The organism is Acinetobacter sp. WZC-1 (assembly GCF_052544965.1).
In genome coordinates this window covers 2,196,740-2,217,796 of record NZ_CP199370.1, presented here as the reverse complement: position 1 = coordinate 2,217,796, position 21,057 = coordinate 2,196,740, and the positions used below count along the sequence as shown (strand labels likewise).

Here is a 21,057-nt window from a genome sequence, read left to right as displayed (position 1 = left end):
AAATTCCTTGCATTGTGCTGGGTTCTAACATTAAGTGATTTTATTGTAATGGATTATCCGGGCGATTGTGCATTATTTTTGAGTAACAATACATAACCGATGATGAATAAGGCGCCTATATCCGGGAATATGCAGGACTTTTTACAGCAAAAGCCGACAGGATACAGGCTATGGCGCATGGCAGGATTCAATTGCACGAATCAGCCCAGCGCACAGGCACTGATTCAGAAGATCAGATCAGGCCCAGGGTTAAATCGGGTTGTTCAGCTCAAAATAACTGAATTCAATATTGAATTGTTCCGCAAGTGCAGCGGCCAGGCGTTGTACCCCATATTTTTCGGTTGCATGATGCCCACAGGCATAATAATGAACATTCAGTTCACGGGCCTCATAAAAGGTCCTTTCACTGACTTCGCCGGAAATATAGGCATCACATTGCTGATGTGCGGCTTTGCTGATGAAGTCCTGGGCACCACCGGTACAGAATCCTATTTTCTGAATGAATTCTTTTTCTGCCGGCAGGTGAATGGCATTAAAACCCAGTCGTTCAGTCAGATATTGTCTGAAATCAGTTGGTGTCATGGCATGTTTCAAATAACCGATATTGCCAATCGGGTTGCGTTCAGCCGGATCCAGCGCGCCGATATTGTCCAGTTCAAGAATTTCTGCAATGGCTGCGTTATTGCCCAGTGTCGGATGTGAGTCCAGCGGCAGGTGATAGGCCACCAGTGAAATATCCTGCTGAATTAGGCGCCTGATACGTTTGCCGCGCATTCCGGTGATTTCAGGAGCTTCACCTTTCCAGAAATAACCATGATGCACCAGTAACAAATCGGCATTCTGCAGAATGGCTGCATCTATGGCCTCCTGTGCGGCAGTTACGGCACACAGGATTTTTTTTATTTCAGCCCGTCCTTCTATTTGTAGGCCGTTGGGTGCATAATCCTTAAACTCTGAGGACTTAAGCGTCTGGTCACACCAGTTGATAATGTCGTTTAATGAAGCCATGATTGATCCGGATTAAGCTGAAAATTAAAATAATTTACACATAATATTGATTGTAACTAAAGCTGAACAAATTTTTGCTGTGAATTTTATGTATCTTGTCAGATTTTGATTACAATAGGGAAAATATCAGTGTCATCAACACATTAAAAAAATCTCAGAGGGAAATATAGTGCGCCGGTCCTTTACATGGTTACCATGGGTGTTGCTCGTTATTGTTATTGTCAGTTTTATTGGCTGGCAACGGTTCCATCAGCCTAAGGCTCCTATTGCCGCTGACGGTGTAAAAATGCCGGCAGAAAAGGTTGAACCATTGGTCAATACTTCCCGGACGGGTGGTGTGGTGTCATACAATGCAGCCGTGAAGGTTGCCGCACCTGCCGTGGTGAATATTTTTACCACCCAGAAAGTCAAAAAGAAGCATCCATTGCTGAATGACCCGGTGTTCAGGGAGTTTTTTGGCAATCAGATTCCAGATCAGAATCAGGGGCAGGATGAAAACAGCCTGGGCTCCGGGGTGATTGTGCGTCCTGATGGCTACATACTGACCAATAACCATGTGATTGCACAGGCCGATCAGATTGTGGTCGCGTTGCAGGACGGGCGGCGTGCAGAAGCAAAAGTGATCGGGACTGATCCGGATACGGACCTGGCGGTGATTAAAATTGAACTGGATAAATTACCGGTATTGCCATTTAAATTAAGTGGTAATGAAGTCGGCGATGTGGTGCTGGCGATTGGTAATCCATTCGGTGTTGGTCAGACTGTGACTCAGGGCATTATCTCTGCGACAGGACGTTCTGATCTGGGTATTAATACCTATGAAGATTTTATTCAGACGGATGCTGCTATTAATCCGGGTAACTCGGGTGGCGCGCTGATTGATGTGGCCGGAAATTTAATTGGTGTCAATACAGCCATTTTCTCTCAGTCAGGCGGTTCACTGGGTATTGGTTTTGCCATTCCGGCGAAAGTCTGTCAGCAGGTGATGAATTCGATTCTGAAGGATGGTCGGGTGATCCGTGGCTGGCTGGGCATCAGTCTGATGCCGCCAAAGCAGGACGATGTATTGCAGCCACGTGAAGCAGGGGCGATTGTTGCAGACGTCATGAAAGGTGGCCCTGCTGCTGCTGGCGGGATTAAAGTCGGCGATAAAATTGTGAAAGTGAATAATGAAGTCATGACTTCGGCTGCACATCTGATTAATTACGTTGCCTTACAGCCACCGAATTCGACCATTCAGATTGAAGTGGTCCGCGGTGATCAGAACACTGTACTGAATGTTCAGGTTGGGGAAAGAAAGCCACAGAGCAATGACAGCCAGTATATTCCATTACCGAGACGTCAATGAACTGATTGATTGTTAAAGCCCCGATGATTCATTGTCGGGGCTTTTGCATTCTGACGATGTTCGATGTTCAGGTTTTTTAGCGTATGATGACGATTATGTGATGCTGGTTATATGACGCTGTGGGTTATGTGGTCATCATGACTTTATCTTGTGGGTCATTTTGCCAGCCGATCAGAGCCGGTCATTGCAAATCAGTTCGTTAATCCGCCATTAAATCAGGAGGGTCAGATGCAGCAGCAGGATGCCATGCAATTACTCTCTATGTGGCTCAGGGAACGGCAAATTCAGAATCAGTCTGCACATACCCTGAGCGCTTATTTTCGGGATGTCGCAGATTTTATTCATTTCTGTGATGAACGGCAGCTGGCCCTGCAACAGGTTGAAGCCGCTGATCTGCGGGAATATCTGGCCATCCGGGTGGAAAGGGATCAGCTCAGTTCAGGCAGCCTGCAACGGCAGCTGACCGCCATCCGTCAGTTCATGAAATGGGCGGAGCACGGAAATTATCTGGCCATGAATCCGTCGGATGACTTACAGTTTAAGCGTCAGCCCCGGCCATTGCCGGGAATGATTGATATTGAAACAGTCAATCAGATTCTGGACCAGCCGACACCTGAAAAACCACTGGAACAACAGCTGTGGCTGCGCGATAAGGCGATGCTGGAATTACTGTATTCAAGTGGTTTGCGACTGGCTGAAATTCAGGGGCTGCAAGTCAGGGATATTGATTTTAACCGTCAGCTGGTGCGGATTACCGGTAAAGGCAATAAGACACGTGTGGTGCCATTTGGCAGCAAAGCACGTGAGAGTCTGCTGCAGTGGCTGGAAATTTTCAGATTATGGCAGGGTGGATTCAGCGCAGACTCCTCTGTTTTTATTACTCAGCGCGGTAATAGCATCAGTCCACGGCAGATTGAAAACCGGGTAAAATTTCAGGCCCGGCGTGCCGGCGTCAATGTTGACCTGCATCCGCATCTGTTACGGCATTGTTTTGCCAGTCATATGCTGTCCGGCAGTGGTGACTTACGGGCTGTGCAGGAAATGCTCGGACACAGTAATTTAAGCACGACTCAGATTTATACCCATGTCGATTTTGATCATCTTGCACAGGTCTATGACCGGGCACATCCCAGAGCCAGTAAGCGCAGGGACTGATCCACACTGGGCCGGATTGTGCAGATATCATCATTAAAATATGCAACATATGATCATGAAAAAAAATGCTCACCGATTGTTTTTAGGCAGGTACTGCTGTATATGTTTTAAATATGACGTGTGACTCATCTGATTGAACAATGACAGGTTGCAGAGAGAAGATAGAAAATTGAGTGTTAGGTTGAATCATGATTCCTGAGTTAGAACAGAAATACCAGCAGCTTTCTGAACCGCAAAAAGAAATTTTTTGTGGCTATGGCCTGCGTCAGGTAAAACATTTTGTTGAATTAAGTTTGCCCCGGGTTGAGGCGGTCTTACCCGGAGCCGCCGGCGTACAGGGTATTAACAGTCACGGGAAAATCCAGGCGCTGGATGCTGTATCGGGGAAAAGCTATGTGTGGGATGAGTTCATGTGGGTGGAGCAGCCGCATATGAGCAATCAGGGAGTGGATCAGAAAGCAGACTTCATTGCCGTATGGCAGGCTTTTGCACTGGATAAAATGGATCTAATTGACCTCAGTCATATTCACCGGGATTTTCTGAAAAATAATCAGTGTAAATGAGTAATTTCCGGCATGGCATGTGCAACTGACTACAATTGCACATGTTTCAGCTGGTTGTGAGGCTTGCATGGTTTGAATGGACGGTTCAGATGACAGGGCTGCATGGGTGACCTGGGTAAACATCCAGGAAGAAGAATAAAAACGGGCAGCGATTTGCGGTATTTATCTGAAAATGACATGATCTGTCTTAAATGACATTCCTGGATTCTGAAACATCATTGTGGCATCTGATGAAAAAAATAATGATGCATGATACCGGTTTTGTTTTAAATCAGAAGGATGAATAAGAAAAAAACAATAAAAAACAAGATATAATATAGTTTTTTTCGGTTACTCATTTTAAGTAATGGTGGACATTTTTTTATGAACGGCCCGTTCAATGATTTTTACGCTTTTTTACAGCTCTTTTATGAATTGTGACTTGACCGAAATGCCGATCACATTGCAAGATAGGGCACCTAAAAATTTAAAACGAAGGGTTATAATCACTCTTCACAACATTTACTTTTGCTAAAACAGCCGAGGATTACATGAAGGCTCTTGTTGCTGTAAAACGTGTGGTTGATGCCAACGTTAAAGTCCGCGTTAAACCGGACAATAGTGGGGTAGACCTGACGAATGTTAAGATGTCAATTAACCCATTTGATGAAATCGCAGTAGAAGAAGCGGTTCGTTTAAAGGAAAAAGGAACAGTTTCAGAAATTGTTGTTGTTTCTATTGGTCCAAAGGAAGCTCAGGAGCAGATCCGTTCTGCCATGGCGCTTGGTGCAGACCGTGGGATTCTGATTGAAGCCAGTGACAGTGAGCTTGGCGCACTGGAGGTTGCCAAAATTCTGAAAGGCGTTGTTGATGCTGAACAGCCTCAGCTGATCCTGTTGGGTAAACAGGCCATTGATGATGACTCCAACCAGGTGGGACAGATGCTGGGTGCCTTACTGGGTGCCGGTCAGGGTACTTTTGCCTCAGAAGTTAAAGTTGAAGGCGATAAAGTACAGGTGACCCGTGAAATTGACGGTGGTTTACAGACGGTTGAGCTGAATCTTCCTGCCATCATCACGACTGATCTGCGTCTGAATGAACCACGTTATGCAGCGCTTCCAAACATTATGAAAGCACGTAAAAAGCCATTGGATACCAAATCTCCGGCTGATTTCGGTGTGACGCCTGCAACAAAACTGAAAACAGTGAAGGTCGAACCACCTGCTGAGCGTAAAGCGGGTGTCCAGGTGAAGTCTGTTGATGAATTAATCGACAAACTTAAAAATGAAGCGAAAGTGATCTGATACAGAAGGATAAAATCATGAGTATTTTAGTTATCGCTGAGCACGACAATAAGACACTGAATGGTGCAACTTTGAACGTTGTTGCTGCGGCGCAGAAAATCGGTGGTGATATCACTGTACTGGTTGCAGGTTCTGGTGCTCAGGCAGTTGCTGATGCTGCTGCAAAAGTTTCAGGTGTAAGCAAGGTGTTACTGGCGGACAATGCTGTCTATGCAAACCAGCTGGCTGAAAACGTGGCGGAACTGGTTGCGGAACTGGGCAAAAGTTATTCACATATTCTTGCTGCTTCCACAACGACAGGTAAAAATGTTCTGCCACGTGCAGCTGCATTGCTGGATGTCAGCATGATTACCGACATTATTGCTGTTGAAAGCCCTAAAACGTTCAAGCGTCCAATCTATGCAGGAAATGCCATTGCCACTGTGGAATCTGCTGAGCCGATTGTTGTTGCTACAGTCCGTGGTACAGCATTTGACCCGGTTGCGGCAGAAGGTGGTTCTGCTGCAGTTGAAACCGTTGCTGACGTGAAGGATGCAGGCATCTCGAAATTCATCAACGAAGAAATTGTGAAATCTGAACGCCCTGAATTAACCGCTGCCCGTATTGTTGTATCCGGTGGTCGTGGTGTGGGTTCAGGTGAAAACTATCACAAAGTACTGGATCCATTGGCAGACAAACTGGGTGCAGCACAGGGTGCTTCACGTGCCGCAGTTGATGCCGGCTTTGTACCGAATGACATGCAGGTTGGACAGACCGGTAAAATCGTTGCCCCTGATCTGTATGTTGCTGTGGGTATTTCCGGTGCGATTCAGCATCTGGCAGGTATGAAGGATTCCAAAGTGATTGTTGCCATCAATAAGGACGAGGAAGCGCCAATTAATGCAGTGGCTGACTATTGGTTAGTGGCTGACTTAAATACTGCTGTTCCTGAGCTGGTTTCTAAACTTTAAGTTTTGCTGAAGACTGAAAATGCCCCTGTACAGGGGCATTTTTTTTGTGCGTCTGCATAGGCTGAGCTGTACGGATTTTCAGCACAGTGGCGACAACAAAAAAATACAGCGATCGGTATTCGAAAGATCAGAGTTGCATGAGTTTATCCTGTTGAAAAGATATATAAATTAAGGCGGCTCAAATACAACAAAACAGCCGTCATGATCTAACAAAACAGCCCGGTTTATGCTATGATTCAGAGCTGAATTTCAGATTTTAACTCAGCATTTTCTGAGTTGATTTTTTTGCAGAATTGATTATATAAATCGGGCAGTCTGAGACTGTCTGTCATAAGGAGTATGCATGAGCGTATCGGAAATCAGACCGATTGCCATTGAGGATGAACTTAAAAGCTCATATCTTGATTATGCCATGAGCGTCATTGTATCCCGGGCATTACCTGACGTGAGGGATGGTCTGAAACCAGTTCACCGTCGTGTGCTTTTCGCCATGCACGAATTAGGCAATGACTATAACAAGGCCTATAAAAAATCTGCACGTGTGGTGGGTGATGTCATCGGTAAATATCACCCGCATGGTGACAGTGCTGTTTACGAGACCATCGTTCGTATGGCACAGGATTTCAGTCTGCGTTATCAGCTGGTGGATGGTCAGGGTAACTTTGGTTCTGTCGACGGTGACAGTGCAGCAGCCATGCGTTATACCGAAGTCCGTATGCGTAAGCTGACCCATGAATTACTGGCAGATCTGGAAAAAGATACCGTTGAATGGGAAGATAACTACGATGGCTCTGAGCGTATTCCTCAGGTCATGCCAACCCGGATTCCTAATCTGCTGATTAATGGTGTGACAGGGATTGCAGTGGGGATGGCAACCAACATGGCGCCGCACAATATGACGGAAGTCATTCATGCCTGCCTGGCCTATACCGATAACCCCAATATTGCTGTGGAAGGGCTGATGGAGCATATTTCCGGCCCGGATTTCCCGACTGGCGGTATTATCTATGGTAAATCAGGGATTGTGGATGCATACCGCACCGGTAAGGGCCGTCTGCATATCCGGGGTAAATATCATTTTGAGGAAGATGCAAAATCCGGTCGTACCACCATTGTGTTTACCGAGATTCCGTATCAGGTCAACAAGGCAAAAACCATTGAGCGGATTGCTGAACTGGTTAAAGAGAAGAAGCTTGAAGGAATTTCAGAACTGCGGGATGAATCTGACAAGGAAGGGATGCGGATTGCCATTGACTTAAAGCGTGGTGAAAACGCTGAAGTGATTGTCAACAACCTGTTTTTAAATACCCAGCTGGAAAACTCATTCAGCATCAATATGGTCTGCCTGGACAATGGTCAGCCGAAATTGATGAACCTGAAAGACATTATTGCCGCATTTATCCGTCATCGTCAGGAAGTGGTGACCCGCCGGACTATGTTCGAACTGCGCAAAGCACGTGAACGTGGCCATATTCTGGAAGGTCTGACGGTTGCACTGGCGAATATTGATGCCATTATTGAAACCATTAAAACCTCAGCGAACCCGACTGAAGCCCGTGAGCGTTTACAGGCAGGTGAGTGGGCCGCAGGGGGTGTGGTTGCATTACTTGAAAAAGCCGGTTCCGTATCTGTGCGACCGGATGAAATTGAAGGTGAAGATCCGGCGAAACCATTTGGCCTGGCAAAAGAGATTTACCGTCTTTCCCCGGCACAGGTGGGAGCGATTCTGGAGCTGCGTTTGCACCGTTTAACCGGGCTGGAGCAGGAAAAACTGCATGCTGAGTATACGGAAATTCTGGGGCAGATCGCTGAATTGACGGCCATTTTAAATGACTTTAACCTGCTGATGAATGTGATTCGTCAGGAGCTTGCAGAGGTTCTGCAACAGTATGGTGATGCACGTCGTACCGAAATTGTGGAATCCCGTGTGGATTTCTGCCGTGAAGATCTGATTCCCGAAGAACAGGTGGTGCTGACGGTTTCCAGAACCGGATATGCCAAGACTCAGCCATTGTCTGATTATGCGGCACAGCGTCGCGGTGGTCGTGGTAAGTCTGCAACCTCCATGAAGGATGACGATTATATTCAGCATCTGATTGTGACATCGAATCATGCCACGGTGCTGTGCTTTACCAATGTCGGTAAAGTGTATCGACTGAAAGTATTTGAAGTACCGCAGGCATCGCGTGGTGCCAAAGGCCGTCCGATGGTGAACCTGCTGCCACTGGATGCAACGGAAACCATTACTGCGATTCTGCCGGTGATTGATGCGCCGAAGAAACTGACGGAGCGTCTGGCTGAATTCCGAAGCTTTGTCACCTCCAATGTCACTGAACTCAGAAAAAATACGGTCATTGACGCACATTATACGGCGCTGGAAGCCGCCCTGTCTGGTCTTGCAGATGACGCCGATGATTTGTCAGATGCCTTGCGTACGCAGTTAAAACAACTGGGAACCGAGCTGACCGCTGTGGATCTGGATGAGCCATTGATTGCAGATTTTGCTGAACAGGCTGAGTGTGTCCGTAAAAACTATTATGTATTTATGGCAACAGCGTCCGGTACTGTGAAGCGGGTTGAACTGGAGCAGTTCAGTAATGTCCGCTCCAACGGTTTACGTGCGATTGAGCTGAATGAGGAAGACACTTTAATTGGTGTTGCCATTACCGATGGCGAGCAGCAGATTATGTTGTTCTCCAATGAAGGTAAGGCCATCCGTTTTGCTGAAACAGATGTCCGTTCAATGGGACGTTCTGCGAAGGGTGTGCGCGGTATGCGTGTTGCACTGGCCGCGGCTCAGGCAGAAGACGTGGAAGAGAATGATGCGGCAGATGCTGATGATGAAGATTCTTCCGATCTGAATCTGGTCAGCCGTATTGTATCGCTGGTGGTGGTGCCGGAAACCGGTGAGGTGCTGTGTGCATGTGCCAGGGGTTATGGTAAACGGACACCGGTTGATGATTTCCCAACCAAAAAACGTGGCGGTAAAGGCGTTATTGCCATTAAGACTTCTGCCCGTAATGGTGAGCTGATTGGGGCAGTTTCCATTGATGAATCCAAAGAATTGATGTTGATTTCAGATGGCGGTACCCTGGTGCGGACACGTGCTGCGGAAGTTGCGACAACGGGTCGAAATGCACAGGGCGTACGTCTGATTCGTCTTGGACAGGAAGAGGTACTGGTGGGCGTAGTTTCCATTGAGGCGGTCGAAGAAGACGAAGCACTGACTGAACTGGAAGAGCCCGAAGTGACTGAGACCTCTGAAGATGCGGCCTCCAGTGCAGAGGATGAGCTCGAAGAATAACCCAGGTTACTGAAACAAAAAAGGAAGCAACGGCTTCCTTTTTTGTTGATTGGGGGTGCCGTTATGACGGACTGTTGAATAGGAATACATCATAATTCCGATAATGCAGGATTTTTACATGCTTGTCGGTAGTGCTGAAATTATTCGGGCGACTGAGCAGAATGAAGGGTTGTTTTGATGCCAGGGCAGTCTGAAGTTGTTGTTCATTCCATAAATATTGTTTCAGCTGCGGTTCAAATAACAGACCGTCTTTCAGTTCCAGTGATGAACCATCAGAATGAACATTTTCCCAATTATCTACAATATATACCGGCTTTTTCAGATCAAGCAGAAAGGGTACGTCATAAAAATAATAATGATAAAAAATAATTTGAGAGGATGGCTGTATATACTGGGAAAAATCGATCTGTGTGGCATTGTTTTTCGTGTCCAGCAGGCGTGTTGCATATGAAACAGAAGTGCATAGTACAATCAGACAGATAAAAACATAGCTGAAATATTCCAGCTTTTTGTGTTGATATCGCCACAATAAAATCAGTGGCAGACAGATTAAGACTGCAGCCACAGCATAGATCTGCGACGATTGCTGTAGATAAAAAGCCTGTTTGCTGCCGGCCAGCTGAGGGGTCAGTGCAATACCGGTACCCAGAATCAGCAGGAAAACAGCAATGCCATAGACCTGTAATCGGTTTTTATCGGGTTGCATCAGCACACAACTGATCATGACGGCCATACAGACTGCCAGTGGAGGAACCGCCGGTAAAATATAGCCCGCCAGTTTGGAGGGTGGAATGGAAAAAAACAGGGTTACGGAAAGAAGCCACCAGAGCCCTAAAACAGACAGGGAGGATGACAGCTGTTCCTTTAGTGTGGCTTTTGAAAATTTAAAGCCACTGACCAATAACCACGGCAAGAAACTGGCCGCCAGAATAAGTAAATAATAAAACCAGGGCTGTTTATTATTGAACTGGGTTGAATTAAAGCGGCTGAATTGCTGATCAATAAAGAAATAATGTAAAAACTGCGGATACCTGAGCTGAACCATATAGAGCCAGGGCAGTGTCAGTGCCAGGAATAACAGGATACCGGCGGGATGCAGTAAGGACGGTATTTTTTTCCACTGCCCGGTATATAGCAGCCACGGCAATAAGACCATACCTGGAATGAGAATACCTATCAGCCCTTTACTTAAAAATGCTGCTGCACCGGCAAAATAACCGAGCAGTAAGATGGATCTGCGGGCTGAAATGCTAAAGTCAACAAAACATAAAATACTGACGGTCATCCATGCAGCAACCAGTAAGTCATGGTTAATATATTCACTGCTTCCAAAAAACAGCAGATTCGTTGCCAGGATAATGATGGTCAACTGGGCAATATGTTCAGATATATGTTTTCTGACAAATAAAAACAGACTGACCAGCATGACAGTGCCTGCAAGGACAGGCACAAGTCTGAGCGTCCAGATATGAACCCCGGCAATTTCCATAAAAACAGAGCTGAGCCAGTGCAGTAATGGCGGTTTATGCATAAACGGCAAGCCATTTATGCGGGGAATCAGCCAGTCGCCTGACTCAACCATATGGCGGCTGATATCACCATAACGGCCCTCATCCGGTACCGACAGATAGCGTATACAGGATGAAGCAAATAACCAGATAGGTAAAAAAACAATCAGAAATCTGGATGAGCGGAGCCATTGCTGCATGTGTGGAATCCCCTGGTGATGAAAGGCAAAGCGTCGATTAAGCAAAAAGGTCACAATGGATGTCAGTAAAATGGCCATAATGACCTGCATGGACAGTGCGTTATGCCAGTAAAGACTGGCCAGCAGTAAAAAGCTTTCATTGAACAGAAAACCGATTCCGGCCACCAGTATGAATCTGGGGAGCGTCTGCCGATGCGGAATCTGCTGTGCTTTAAAGGTCAGTATGCGATGACCGAAATAGCTGACCCAGAATGCCGTGAGAAAAGCAAAAAAATTGGCATATTGCAGTGGTATGTGCTGCTGTTTAAACAGCAGCATCACCAGGCAATAGTGAATGAATCCAGCCAGCACACCGACAGTGGCAAACCGGATCAATTGTGATATGGGGACAGGCATATGGGACACGGATGGATTAATAATCGGAGAAAGTCTTTTCCCGGTGATGCGCCGGATATTTCTGTCTGCTGTGGGAGTGTTCCTCGGCTACAATATATTTGGGTCTGTTTTTGACTTCGGCATAAATACGGCCAATGTATTCACCTAAAATGCCAATAAACAGCAACTGAATGCCGCCCAGCAGGGTAACCCCCGCGGCCAGTGTGGCCCAGCCCGGTACTGAAACGCCTTCAATCAGGGTTCTCAGGATAATCCAGCCGCCATAGCCCATGGCACTGAAGGCCAGCAAAGCACCCAGATAGATACAGATCCGTAAGGGTAAATCCGAGAAACCAGTGAGTCCGGACATGGCCAGATTCAGCAGCGACTTCAGCCGGAAACTGGATTGTCCATGCTGACGGATCTGTTCAGAAAAATTGATTCCAATGCTTTTGAATCCAACCCATGCATATAAGCCTTTCATATAACGGTTTTTTTCAGGCAGCTGCTGAATTGCATTGACCACCCTGGCATCAAGTAAGCGAAAATCACCTGCATTTTCAGGGATATCAATGGGGGAACTCAAATTCAGAATTCGATAGTAGGCCTGAGTCAGCACACGTTTCAGCCAGGATTCCGTGGTGCGGTTACGAATGCCATAGACCATATCATAGCCATTTTTCCACAGGTTAATCATGGTGGGGATGGCATCAAATGGATGCTGAAAATCAGCGTCAATCAGCAAGCTGACCTCACCTTTAACATGATCCAGCCCGGCACTGAGCGCAGCTTCCTTGCCAAAATTACGGGAAAGCTCAAGCACTGTCAGCGGATAACCATCCATCAGGGTCTGTAACACGGGAATGGTGTCATCCCGGCTGCCGTCATCGACCACAATAATTTCATAGCTGAGATTTTGTTGCTTTAAACTACTGGCCAGGGCGGGAATAAATGTTTTTAGATTTTCTGCTTCGTTGTAGGCAGGAACTACACAGGAAATAAAAGGTTTTATGGTCATTGAGTTGCCCCGATTCTGGTCAGGTTAATTTGATAGCGTTCACAGTCCCGATGAAATTGTTCAGAGCGCAGGTATTGGTATTCATGAACCCGGGCATGTTGAATTGCATCATGTTGCCGGGGCGTGGTCATTGCAGGGTGACACATGATCAGCAGATGCTCCCGGGCGTGGCTGAGCCAGTGCTGATTTAACCTGGCGTAATTGGTATTATGGAAGTCGTAAATTCCTGCAAAATATTGATTTTGCATTATTTCATGGTGCCGGCATGCCCTGGCCAGTGCATTTGAACCGAGCGCGGAGAGCAGGTGTGTTTTCAGGCGATAGGCCGGTAGATGGATGGGATGCTGTAAATTCCGTATCCAGCCTCTAAAATTTTTTTCCTTTAGGAATCTGAGCAGAATTTCCCGAATGACCGGGAACTGATGGATATGCTGATGTCCATCAATAAAGTCGGGTTGTTTCCCCATGATGGATACAAAAAGCTGCCATTGTTCTTCAATGGACTGAATAATCAATGCCGGATTTAAGGTTGCAGACCATGCACGGAGCATCAGCTGTGTCAGGGAAAAGGTGGTGTTGCCGCATGCAAATCGATGGGTCAGATTCAGATGTAAACCGATATCAACCTGATCCAGAAAAGGTTTCAGTTTCACAGCGCTTGTTTCCCAGAGTTCCGATTGCGTCATACAGGAGGTTGCATGAAGCACACCCTGTTCAATCAGCTGAATAATCGCACTGGAGATTTCAGCATTCATTGCAAAATCATCCGCACAATAGCACACCTTGACCATATTGAGATTCCATTATCAGGGCAGTGTATGACCACCCTTTGCATTGTTCTGCTGAAAATTAAGACATCTCTACTATGGTGATACAGCCTTAATTGCAACTTAAATTCCAATTAAGCCTCTGTGAAATTTTTTTAGATTTAATCTTTTGTATTTAAATGTTTTTTTTAAAACTTTTGAAAATAAACTTTAAGAAAACCAGGATTGCCCGGTATCTTTGCGAAGGTTGCTCCAACATACAACTTAACCAACCTATACAACGACTCTTAACGCTCCGCCTATGTGGGATTCCCCTGTAAGGGCTTAGCTTTTCGATTATCGCTACGATGCACCAGTGACATTTATCTATATACACTGCATATCTGCCTGAAAAGGATGTACAAAAGTAGACAAGACTCGCTCCATAAGGGACTTATTTGATGATTTAAGCTATTGAGTTGACGAAGGACTTCAAATTCAGGCTTGTAAAACAGGTTCTTTTCTTTAAAATAAATAAGGATACGAATAGGTGAATATAAATATGAGTGGGTCGCTCTGCCGATCATTCGTTAATCGATGCCAGTAACATCAGATAACTATACTCCTCGAGTTTAAACGACTGGATTTTAATAAGACCGATAAAAGAGAACCTCATTATGTTGCACTGTGGTGGCAAAGATCATCCCATTCATTATATTTCTGATTATAAACTGACAGTTCTTGCCCGTTATGATACTGACGAATCAGGACGGACTGTTATTGAGACTTTCTGGGCAGGAACACCTAATTTTAATGCAGGGCCTGTAGCTTTCCCATCCGCTTTAGATGCTGAAATTATTCGACAAATAGAGAATAAGAACTTAGAGCCACATCAGGCTGAATGGGAACGCTGGAATCTATCAGCGATTGATCTTCCTCAAATGATGTCTATTTTAGGGGGAAGGGTGACTGTGAATGTTTTTAATGCTTATGTTGCTTCACAGGAAAATACATTAGTAACATCTCATGTGAGTTGCCCCCGTATGAGTTTAATTCCGGCTAATTTCAGTAATGATGATATTCCCAGGGATACACAGCATATAACAATCCAGTTTGGAGATTATATTTTCAATGGTCTAAGAGAATACTGGAATAACATCACATCCGATGAATACGCACGTTCCATTGAACTAATCAACAGTAAATCCGATAAGGAACTTGCGACATTGGCTAAGCAGGCGATTAAAGCGATTTCAATCATGCCAATAGACCAGATAAAATTTGGAACAAATGATCGGCTCGCTCTTTTTTCACCACCTGGTAGAAGGTGGAAATTTACAGAGGATGTTGACACTCATCCACAAAGATTAAGCTAAATAATAGAAAATTCTGGAGAATAACAATGGTGAAAGGTTTTGCAATTCATAACTCTATGACTACTCACGGTGGAATTATTCAGGCAACACAGCAACGTGCATCTCAAATGGGGAATTTATTTCTACGTGCAGGGGATGGTCACTATTGTCCTCAGTGTAAGTGCTGGTCCACAATACAGCCAAGTCATAACCATATTATTATGTATGGTCAACCCGTAGCTTATGTTGATGATTTACTCAGTTGTGGTGCGAGAATTTTACCTAAACAAGTTCATGTTGTTGGAGATAGTGGTGGGATTAGCCTACGTTTTTCGACTCCTGTTGTTCAGCCTATTAGTTCTCAGCAGTCTTTAAATAATAGCTTGGTGGCTGAAGATAAAAAGCTATTAAATGGTCATTATTATAATGTTGAAACAGGTATTTTTGAAGGTAAAATTACTAATGGTACAGGGCAAATAGAAGACTTATACGCATGTAATCGAAAAGAGGGAAATGACTATAAAAATAAGAAAAAGTTAGAAATGACACATTCTGAGGTAATACCCCCATTTTTAATTGAATTAATGGGTAGAAAATCCAAAGCCCCTGTTATTGTTTAAAAATAGGTGGACAGCCATTTACTGACATATGAGGCCGTTCATGATTATAAAAGTACTGCCAGCCAGTTGTATAGTCCTCAACTTCGCTCAGATCTCGAAATAAATACTGATTTAGACACTCATAACGTACTGTACGGTTAAATCGCTCAACATAGGCATTTTGCTGTGGATTGCCTGGCTGAGTAAATACATGCTCAATACCATGCTGATCACACCACGTTTCCATTAGCTCACTGATATATTCCGGACCATTGTCGCTTCTAATACGTTTAGGTTTACCTCGCCATTCAATCAATTGATTAAGCCCTCTCAGCACACGTTCTGCGGGTAATGAAAAATCAATCAATATATCCAGTGACTCGCGATTATAGTCATCAATCACGTTGTGTACTCGATAGCTACGCCCATCACTGAGTTGATCATGCATAAAGTCCATGGACCATGATTCATTCTTAGCTGTCGGTACTGCAAGGGATTCAGGCTGTTCCCGTTTAATGCGCCTCTTTGGCTTGATACGTAGATTAAGTTCCAATTCCTTATAAATACGATAGATACGTTTATGATTCCAACCATATCCCCTGACATTGCGAAGATACAAAAAGCAAAGTTTAAAGCCCCAGGTCTGATGGTCCCTGGTAAGCTTTATTAGCCAGTCTGCGATCACCACGTTCTGCTGCTTTAATTGAGCTGCATAGCGATAGCACGTTTGACTGACATCAAAGATCAGGCAGGCCTTACTCACAGAGACTTGATATTGCTCAACAGCTTGTTGAGCAAGTAGTTTACGTTGAGCTGGCCTCACAACTTTTTTGAAAGTGCATCCTGAAGGATATCTGTTTTAAGGCGCTCATCAGCATACATGCGTTTAAGGCGGGCATTCTCGGCTTCAAGCTCTTTCAGTCGGGTTATCATGGAATGATCCATACCGCCATATTTGCTCTTCCACTTGTAGAACGTAGCAGAGCTCATACCGTGTTCTCGGCACAAATTCGGTACCGGGGTACCTGCTTCTGCTTGTTTCAAAATACTCATGATTAAGCTGTCTGAATATTTAGATGTTTTCATGGAAAATCTCCTTAAATCAAGGGTATTCGATTTTCTACCCATTAATTCAATTAAAAATGGGGGTATTACCATGCTGGGATGAAAGTGGATGATATCTGCCGTAAGCATGGTATTGGCAATGCCACCTATTATGTCTGGAAAAGCAAATACGGCGGTATGGAAGCATCTGACGTTAAGCGCATGCGTGAGCTGGAAGAAGAAAATGCCAGACTCAAAAGGATGTTTGCGGAACTCAGTCTGGAGAACCATGCCATGAAGGAACTGTTTTCAAAAAAGGGTTGGTGACAGCAGATCAGCGAGAATGCGTTCGTATTCTGGCTTCACTTGGGTTAACTGTATTACAGGCCTGTCGCCTGAGTGGACTAAGTCGAGCCAGCTATTATCGGCAAAGCACGAGCTGGCGCAAACGGGATGCTGCTGTCATTGATGCATTAAATCAGGTGTTAAAACAATCTCCCCAGTCTGGCTTTTGGAAGTGTTTTGGTCGCATACGTCGGCAGGGTTATGACTGGAATCATAAACGTGTTTATCGGGTTTACTGCCAGATGGGATTGAACTTACCCCGTCGACAGAAACGAACGTTGCCCCAGCGTATTGCACGACCACTGCAAGTGGTTGCACAAGCCAACCATCAATGGGCGCTGGATTTTATGAGTGACAGTCTGTATTGCGGTAAACGATTCCGTACCTTGAATATAGTTGATGAGGGGACTCGCGAATGTCTGGATATAGAAGTAGACACCTCGTTACCGGCTGAGCGTGTTGTCAGAGTATTGGATCGACTGGCTCAACAACGTAGCTTGCCGAAGCAGCTTCGTGTTGATAATGGTCCCGAACTGATATCTGCGCGATTGCTGGACTGGTGTAAAGATCAAGGCATTGAAGTGGTGCATATACAACCTGGGAAGCCACAGCAGAATGCTTTTATTGAGCGATTTAATGGTTCGTTTAGGCGGGAGTTTCTCAATGCGTATTTGTTTGAGAATTTGACTCAGGTCAGAGAAATGGCGTGGTTATGGCGTTTGGATTATAACGAGCAAAGACCACATGAAAGTTTAGGCAATTTACCCCCTGCGGTGTACAGGGTGAAACTGGAAAACTCCAGTTTAGAAGTGTCTCAATAAATGGGAAGTGGACAGTAATAAGGAAATTAAAATGATTAAAGAGTTTATATTTCTATTTTTTCTTTTCATTGGTATCTTATGCAAATACAGATGTAGTGGTCAACAAATATTGATCCCAGTCAAAACAATGGACACACAGTCCCTCTAAAGCTAACGTAACGTTAACTTTAGAGACCTAAAAATGGCTAAAGGCTTTAGCCCTGAATCTAAACAATAAGCAATTGATTATGCACTTGCTGATTCACATGTGGCTATAAAAAAGGAAGCCGAAGCTTCCTTGGTTTCAGATGGGCAGATTACAGTGCATCATTGGCCTTAAAGTCATAATTTTTCTGTTTTTCAGCATCAAACTGACCTTCCCATTTACTGACAACCAATACCGCCAGTGCATTACCAATAACGTTTAAGGCAGTACGGGCCATATCCAGAATACGGTCAATACCGGCAATAAATGCCAGTCCTTCCAGTGGAATACCGACCGTTCCAAGTGTAGCCAGCAACACCACAAAGGATACCCCGGGAACACCGGCAATGCCTTTGGAGGTAATCATCAAGGTCAGGATCAGAATAACCTGCTGAGACAGACTCAGATCAATACCGTATAATTGGGCAATAAAGATTGCAGCAATACTCTGGTATAGGGTAGAGCCATCCAGGTTAAATGAATAACCAATGGGAATGACAAAACTGGTGATGGATTTGGGTGCACCATATGCTTCCATTTTTTCCATGATCCGGGGCAGAACGGTTTCAGAACTTGCTGTGGAATAGGCCAGGATCAGTTCGTCCTTTAAAATCCTGATCAGCGTAAAAATATTGAAGCCACAGCATTTTGCAACAAAGCCCAGCACAATCAAGGCAAAGAAAAGAATTGTGGCATAAACCAGTATGGCAAGTTTGATCAGGGGAACCAGTGAGCTGAAGCCAAAGTTGGCAACCGTTACTGCAATCAGGCCGAATACCCCAAATGGTGCAAACAGCATGATCATGTGGGTCACTTTAAACATGGTCTCGGAAACCGCTTTTAATACATCAATTAAAGGCTGTCGGGTTTCCTTTGCCAGTGAACCGAGGCCAATACCGAAAATCACGGCAAAGAAAATAATGGGCAGCATATGTCCATCATTCATGGCCGAAAAAATATTGGAAGGAATCAGCGAAAGAATGGTATTGACCAGGCCATGTGCATGCTGACTGACTTCCTGGGTAGTCTGTTGATATTGGGAAATGTCGCTCTGGGTCAGACGGGACATATCAATACCGATACCGGGTTTAAATATATTGGCAGCAAGCAGGCCGACAATAATCGCAATGGTGGTGATGACTTCAAAGTAGACAATGGTTTTGACACCCAGTTTGCCGACACTTTTACTGTCTCCTGCATTGGCAATGCCCAGGATCAGCATGGACAATACCAGGGGAATAACGATCATCTTGATTAAATTAATAAAAATTTTACCAAGTGGATCCAGCAGGTTGTGGATCAGAAAATCACGGTATTCAGGGGAGTGGTGTAAAACTGAACCGACTACGACACCCAGAATCAGTGCAATTACAATTTGCCAGGCAAGGCTAATTCTCATTTCCATTATGCATATGCTCTTAAACTCAGATCAGATGAATTCCATTGTTGCTCCAGACGGTTCTTCCACCACACCTGTTGTCGATGTAATGCAATCAGAAACGAAAAAAGGGGCGGAGGAATCCAGCAAGCGCGGTATTTTGGCGTTATTTATGAGCGTTATCTAATAGTTTTGTGTAAAACATGTTTGATTAATTAAACAGTTTCAGTTTTATTAAAATATCTACCATATATTTTTAATTTTACTTCCTAATTGGGGCTGTTAAAAATGATCGACCGATGTATCAGATACAGGGGGATATGGAGAAAGTATGGCTGGAGCGTGGTACAGGTCATGGATGAGACTGTGTCGGTAGCTGGCCCATCGGCTGTAAATATCTGTGCAGACTGAAATATTGATGTGAGAAGATACTGCAAGAAAATACAATATGTGGTTAAATTTCAGCATCTCATTGCTTTTATTTTATTCAGGGAACAACATAGTATGCGCGCATACAATTTTTGTGCGGGTCCTGCCGCATTGCCGACTGCCGTTCTGGAAAAAGCCCAGCAGGAAATGCTTGACTGGCATGGTAAGGGGCTATCCATCATGGAAATGAGCCACCGCAGTCAGGACTATATCGCTGTTGCGGAAAAGGCTGAGGCTGATTTACGGCAACTGATGAAAATTCCTGAAAATTACAGCGTGCTGTTTTTACAGGGCGGTGCGTCATTACAGTTTTCAGCGATTCCCCTGAATCTGCTGGGTAAAAAAAGCCAGGCCGATTATATTCATACTGGCATATGGTCTGAAAAAGCGCTGAAAGAAGCACAGCGTTATGGTGACATCAATGTCATTGAAGCCGGAACCCGACTGGAGGGCAAACTGGCCATTGCTGAGCAAAGCACATGGCATTTGTCTGATCATCCGGCATATGTACATTATGTGGAAAATGAAACAATCGGCGGTCTGCGGTTTGCCGGTATCCCGGAGGTGAATGCACCGTTGGTTTGTGATATGTCTTCCTGTATTTTATCTGCACCGCAGGATGTCTCAAAATTTGGTCTGATTTACGCCGGTGCACAGAAAAATATTGGCCCTGCCGGCTTAACCCTGGTGATTGTCCGTGAAGATCTGCTGGATCAGGCCAGAGCTGATATCCCGGGGATTCTGAAATATTCCGCCCAGGCTAAAAATGATTCAATGGTCAATACCCCATCGACCTATGCCTGGTATCTGTCCGGTCTGGTTTTTGAATGGCTGCTTGAACAGGGGGGGGTGGATGCCATACATCAGCGTAACCTTGAAAAGGCAGGCTTGCTTTATGGTTATATTGATTCAAGTGAGTTTTATCATAACCCGATTGCGTTGCAGAACCGGTCCATTATGAATGTTCCATTTACACTGGCTGATGCAGCACTGGAAACTCAGTTTCTTCAGCAAGCAGAAGAAAATCATCTGCTGAATCTGGCAGGTCACCGTTCAGTGGGGGGCATGCGCGCCAGCATTTATAATGCAGTACCGCTGGAGGGTGTTCAGGCACTGGTTCATTTTATGGATGATTTTGCAAAACGTTATGGTTGATGTCTGTTCAAAATCACTGCGTATAAAAAAGCCCCGGTGATCGGGGTTTTTTTATATTTCAGTGTGTTGATACTGAACTGATGATTTCAATTCATTTAAAGGGCTGGGAATATCCCCAGGTAACGGAAAATCATAGCGGCCAGGAACATACCAAGAACAAAAAAGCACAATGCTCCCTTATCCATGCGTAAGTGGAAACCACTATTTTCATTGATCAGACTGGTTGAGTGTTCAGGTATAATTTTCATTACTGAGCCCGGATTTTAAAATTTATAGTTAAATCCTAATT

At 44.9% G+C, this 21,057-nt stretch carries 15 protein-coding genes and 1 pseudogene; 10 read left to right on the top strand and 6 right to left on the bottom strand.

Annotation, left to right across the window (positions count from 1 at the left end; genetic code table 11):
• Positions 1–249: 249 nt before the first annotated feature.
• The gene (locus ACT6PV_RS10195; protein WP_445116256.1) at positions 250–1,008 is read right to left on the bottom strand and encodes a Nif3-like dinuclear metal center hexameric protein; all 759 of its coding nucleotides are present in this window, start codon (positions 1,006–1,008) and stop codon (positions 250–252) included.
• 169 nt (positions 1,009–1,177) lie between these two features.
• Between ACT6PV_RS10195 and ACT6PV_RS10190 the strand changes: the two genes are divergently transcribed.
• The 6 genes from ACT6PV_RS10190 to gyrA all read left to right on the top strand — a co-directional run bounded on the left by ACT6PV_RS10190 (position 1,178) and on the right by gyrA (position 9,611).
• Complete coding sequence (locus ACT6PV_RS10190) at positions 1,178–2,356, top strand: S1C family serine protease (protein ID WP_445116255.1); 1,179 nt, start codon at positions 1,178–1,180, stop codon at positions 2,354–2,356.
• Positions 2,357–2,617: 261 nt separating this feature from the next.
• Complete coding sequence (locus ACT6PV_RS10185; RefSeq protein WP_445117091.1) at positions 2,618–3,511, top strand: tyrosine recombinase XerC; 894 nt, start codon at positions 2,618–2,620, stop codon at positions 3,509–3,511.
• A 188-nt stretch (positions 3,512–3,699) separates the two neighbouring features.
• Positions 3,700–4,074, top strand: a complete 375-nt coding sequence (locus ACT6PV_RS10180; protein WP_445116254.1) for a hypothetical protein — start codon at positions 3,700–3,702, stop codon at positions 4,072–4,074.
• A 530-nt stretch (positions 4,075–4,604) separates the two neighbouring features.
• Positions 4,605–5,357, top strand: a complete 753-nt coding sequence (locus ACT6PV_RS10175) for an electron transfer flavoprotein subunit beta/FixA family protein (RefSeq protein WP_445116253.1) — start codon at positions 4,605–4,607, stop codon at positions 5,355–5,357.
• A gap of 17 nt (positions 5,358–5,374) precedes the next feature.
• On the top strand, positions 5,375–6,307 hold the full coding sequence (locus tag ACT6PV_RS10170) for an FAD-binding protein (protein WP_445116252.1): 933 nt from the start codon (positions 5,375–5,377) through the stop codon (positions 6,305–6,307).
• 343 nt (positions 6,308–6,650) lie between these two features.
• Positions 6,651–9,611 (top strand): DNA gyrase subunit A, encoded by a 2,961-nt coding sequence (gene gyrA / locus ACT6PV_RS10165; RefSeq protein WP_445116251.1) that lies wholly within the window; start codon positions 6,651–6,653, stop codon positions 9,609–9,611.
• A 61-nt stretch (positions 9,612–9,672) separates the two neighbouring features.
• On the opposite strand, the gene ACT6PV_RS10160 is transcribed toward gyrA, so the two are convergent.
• The 3 genes from ACT6PV_RS10160 to ACT6PV_RS10150 are packed head-to-tail and all read right to left on the bottom strand — an operon-like array spanning position 9,673 to position 13,503.
• Entirely contained in the window at positions 9,673–11,715 is a 2,043-nt protein-coding gene (locus ACT6PV_RS10160; protein ID WP_445116250.1) for a GtrA family protein, read from the bottom strand.
• A 16-nt stretch (positions 11,716–11,731) separates the two neighbouring features.
• Positions 11,732–12,712, bottom strand: a complete 981-nt coding sequence (locus ACT6PV_RS10155) for a glycosyltransferase (RefSeq protein WP_445116249.1) — start codon at positions 12,710–12,712, stop codon at positions 11,732–11,734.
• Positions 12,709–13,503 (bottom strand): ChbG/HpnK family deacetylase, encoded by a 795-nt coding sequence (locus ACT6PV_RS10150; RefSeq protein WP_445116248.1) that lies wholly within the window; start codon positions 13,501–13,503, stop codon positions 12,709–12,711. The genes ACT6PV_RS10155 and ACT6PV_RS10150 overlap by 4 nt, the downstream gene beginning before the upstream one ends.
• A gap of 632 nt (positions 13,504–14,135) precedes the next feature.
• Here ACT6PV_RS10150 and ACT6PV_RS10145 point away from each other — a divergent pair.
• Positions 14,136–14,834: a hypothetical protein gene (locus ACT6PV_RS10145; protein ID WP_445116247.1), complete on the top strand. Its 699-nt coding sequence runs from the start codon at positions 14,136–14,138 to the stop codon at positions 14,832–14,834.
• 26 nt (positions 14,835–14,860) lie between these two features.
• Positions 14,861–15,433: a PAAR domain-containing protein gene (locus ACT6PV_RS10140; RefSeq protein ID WP_445116246.1), complete on the top strand. Its 573-nt coding sequence runs from the start codon at positions 14,861–14,863 to the stop codon at positions 15,431–15,433.
• Here ACT6PV_RS10140 and ACT6PV_RS10135 read toward each other — a convergent pair.
• Positions 15,423–16,498 (bottom strand): IS3 family transposase gene (locus tag ACT6PV_RS10135; RefSeq protein WP_445114685.1). Its coding sequence is split into 2 segments (ribosomal slippage): positions 15,423–16,246 and positions 16,246–16,498, totalling 1,077 coding nucleotides; the frame shifts between segments, so codons are not numbered across the junction. The genes ACT6PV_RS10140 and ACT6PV_RS10135 overlap by 11 nt on opposite strands.
• A gap of 72 nt (positions 16,499–16,570) precedes the next feature.
• Between ACT6PV_RS10135 and ACT6PV_RS10130 the strand changes: the two are divergent.
• A pseudogene (locus ACT6PV_RS10130) lies at positions 16,571–17,622 on the top strand (IS3 family transposase); the annotation flags it as partial.
• 296 nt (positions 17,623–17,918) lie between these two features.
• Here ACT6PV_RS10130 and gltP read toward each other — a convergent pair.
• Positions 17,919–19,211, bottom strand: a complete 1,293-nt coding sequence (gene gltP, locus ACT6PV_RS10125) for a glutamate/aspartate:proton symporter GltP (protein WP_445116245.1) — start codon at positions 19,209–19,211, stop codon at positions 17,919–17,921.
• Between the two features lie 477 nt (positions 19,212–19,688).
• Between gltP and serC the strand changes: the two genes are divergently transcribed.
• On the top strand, positions 19,689–20,768 hold the full coding sequence (gene serC / locus ACT6PV_RS10120) for a 3-phosphoserine/phosphohydroxythreonine transaminase (protein ID WP_445116244.1): 1,080 nt from the start codon (positions 19,689–19,691) through the stop codon (positions 20,766–20,768).
• Positions 20,769–21,057 lie beyond the last annotated feature (289 nt).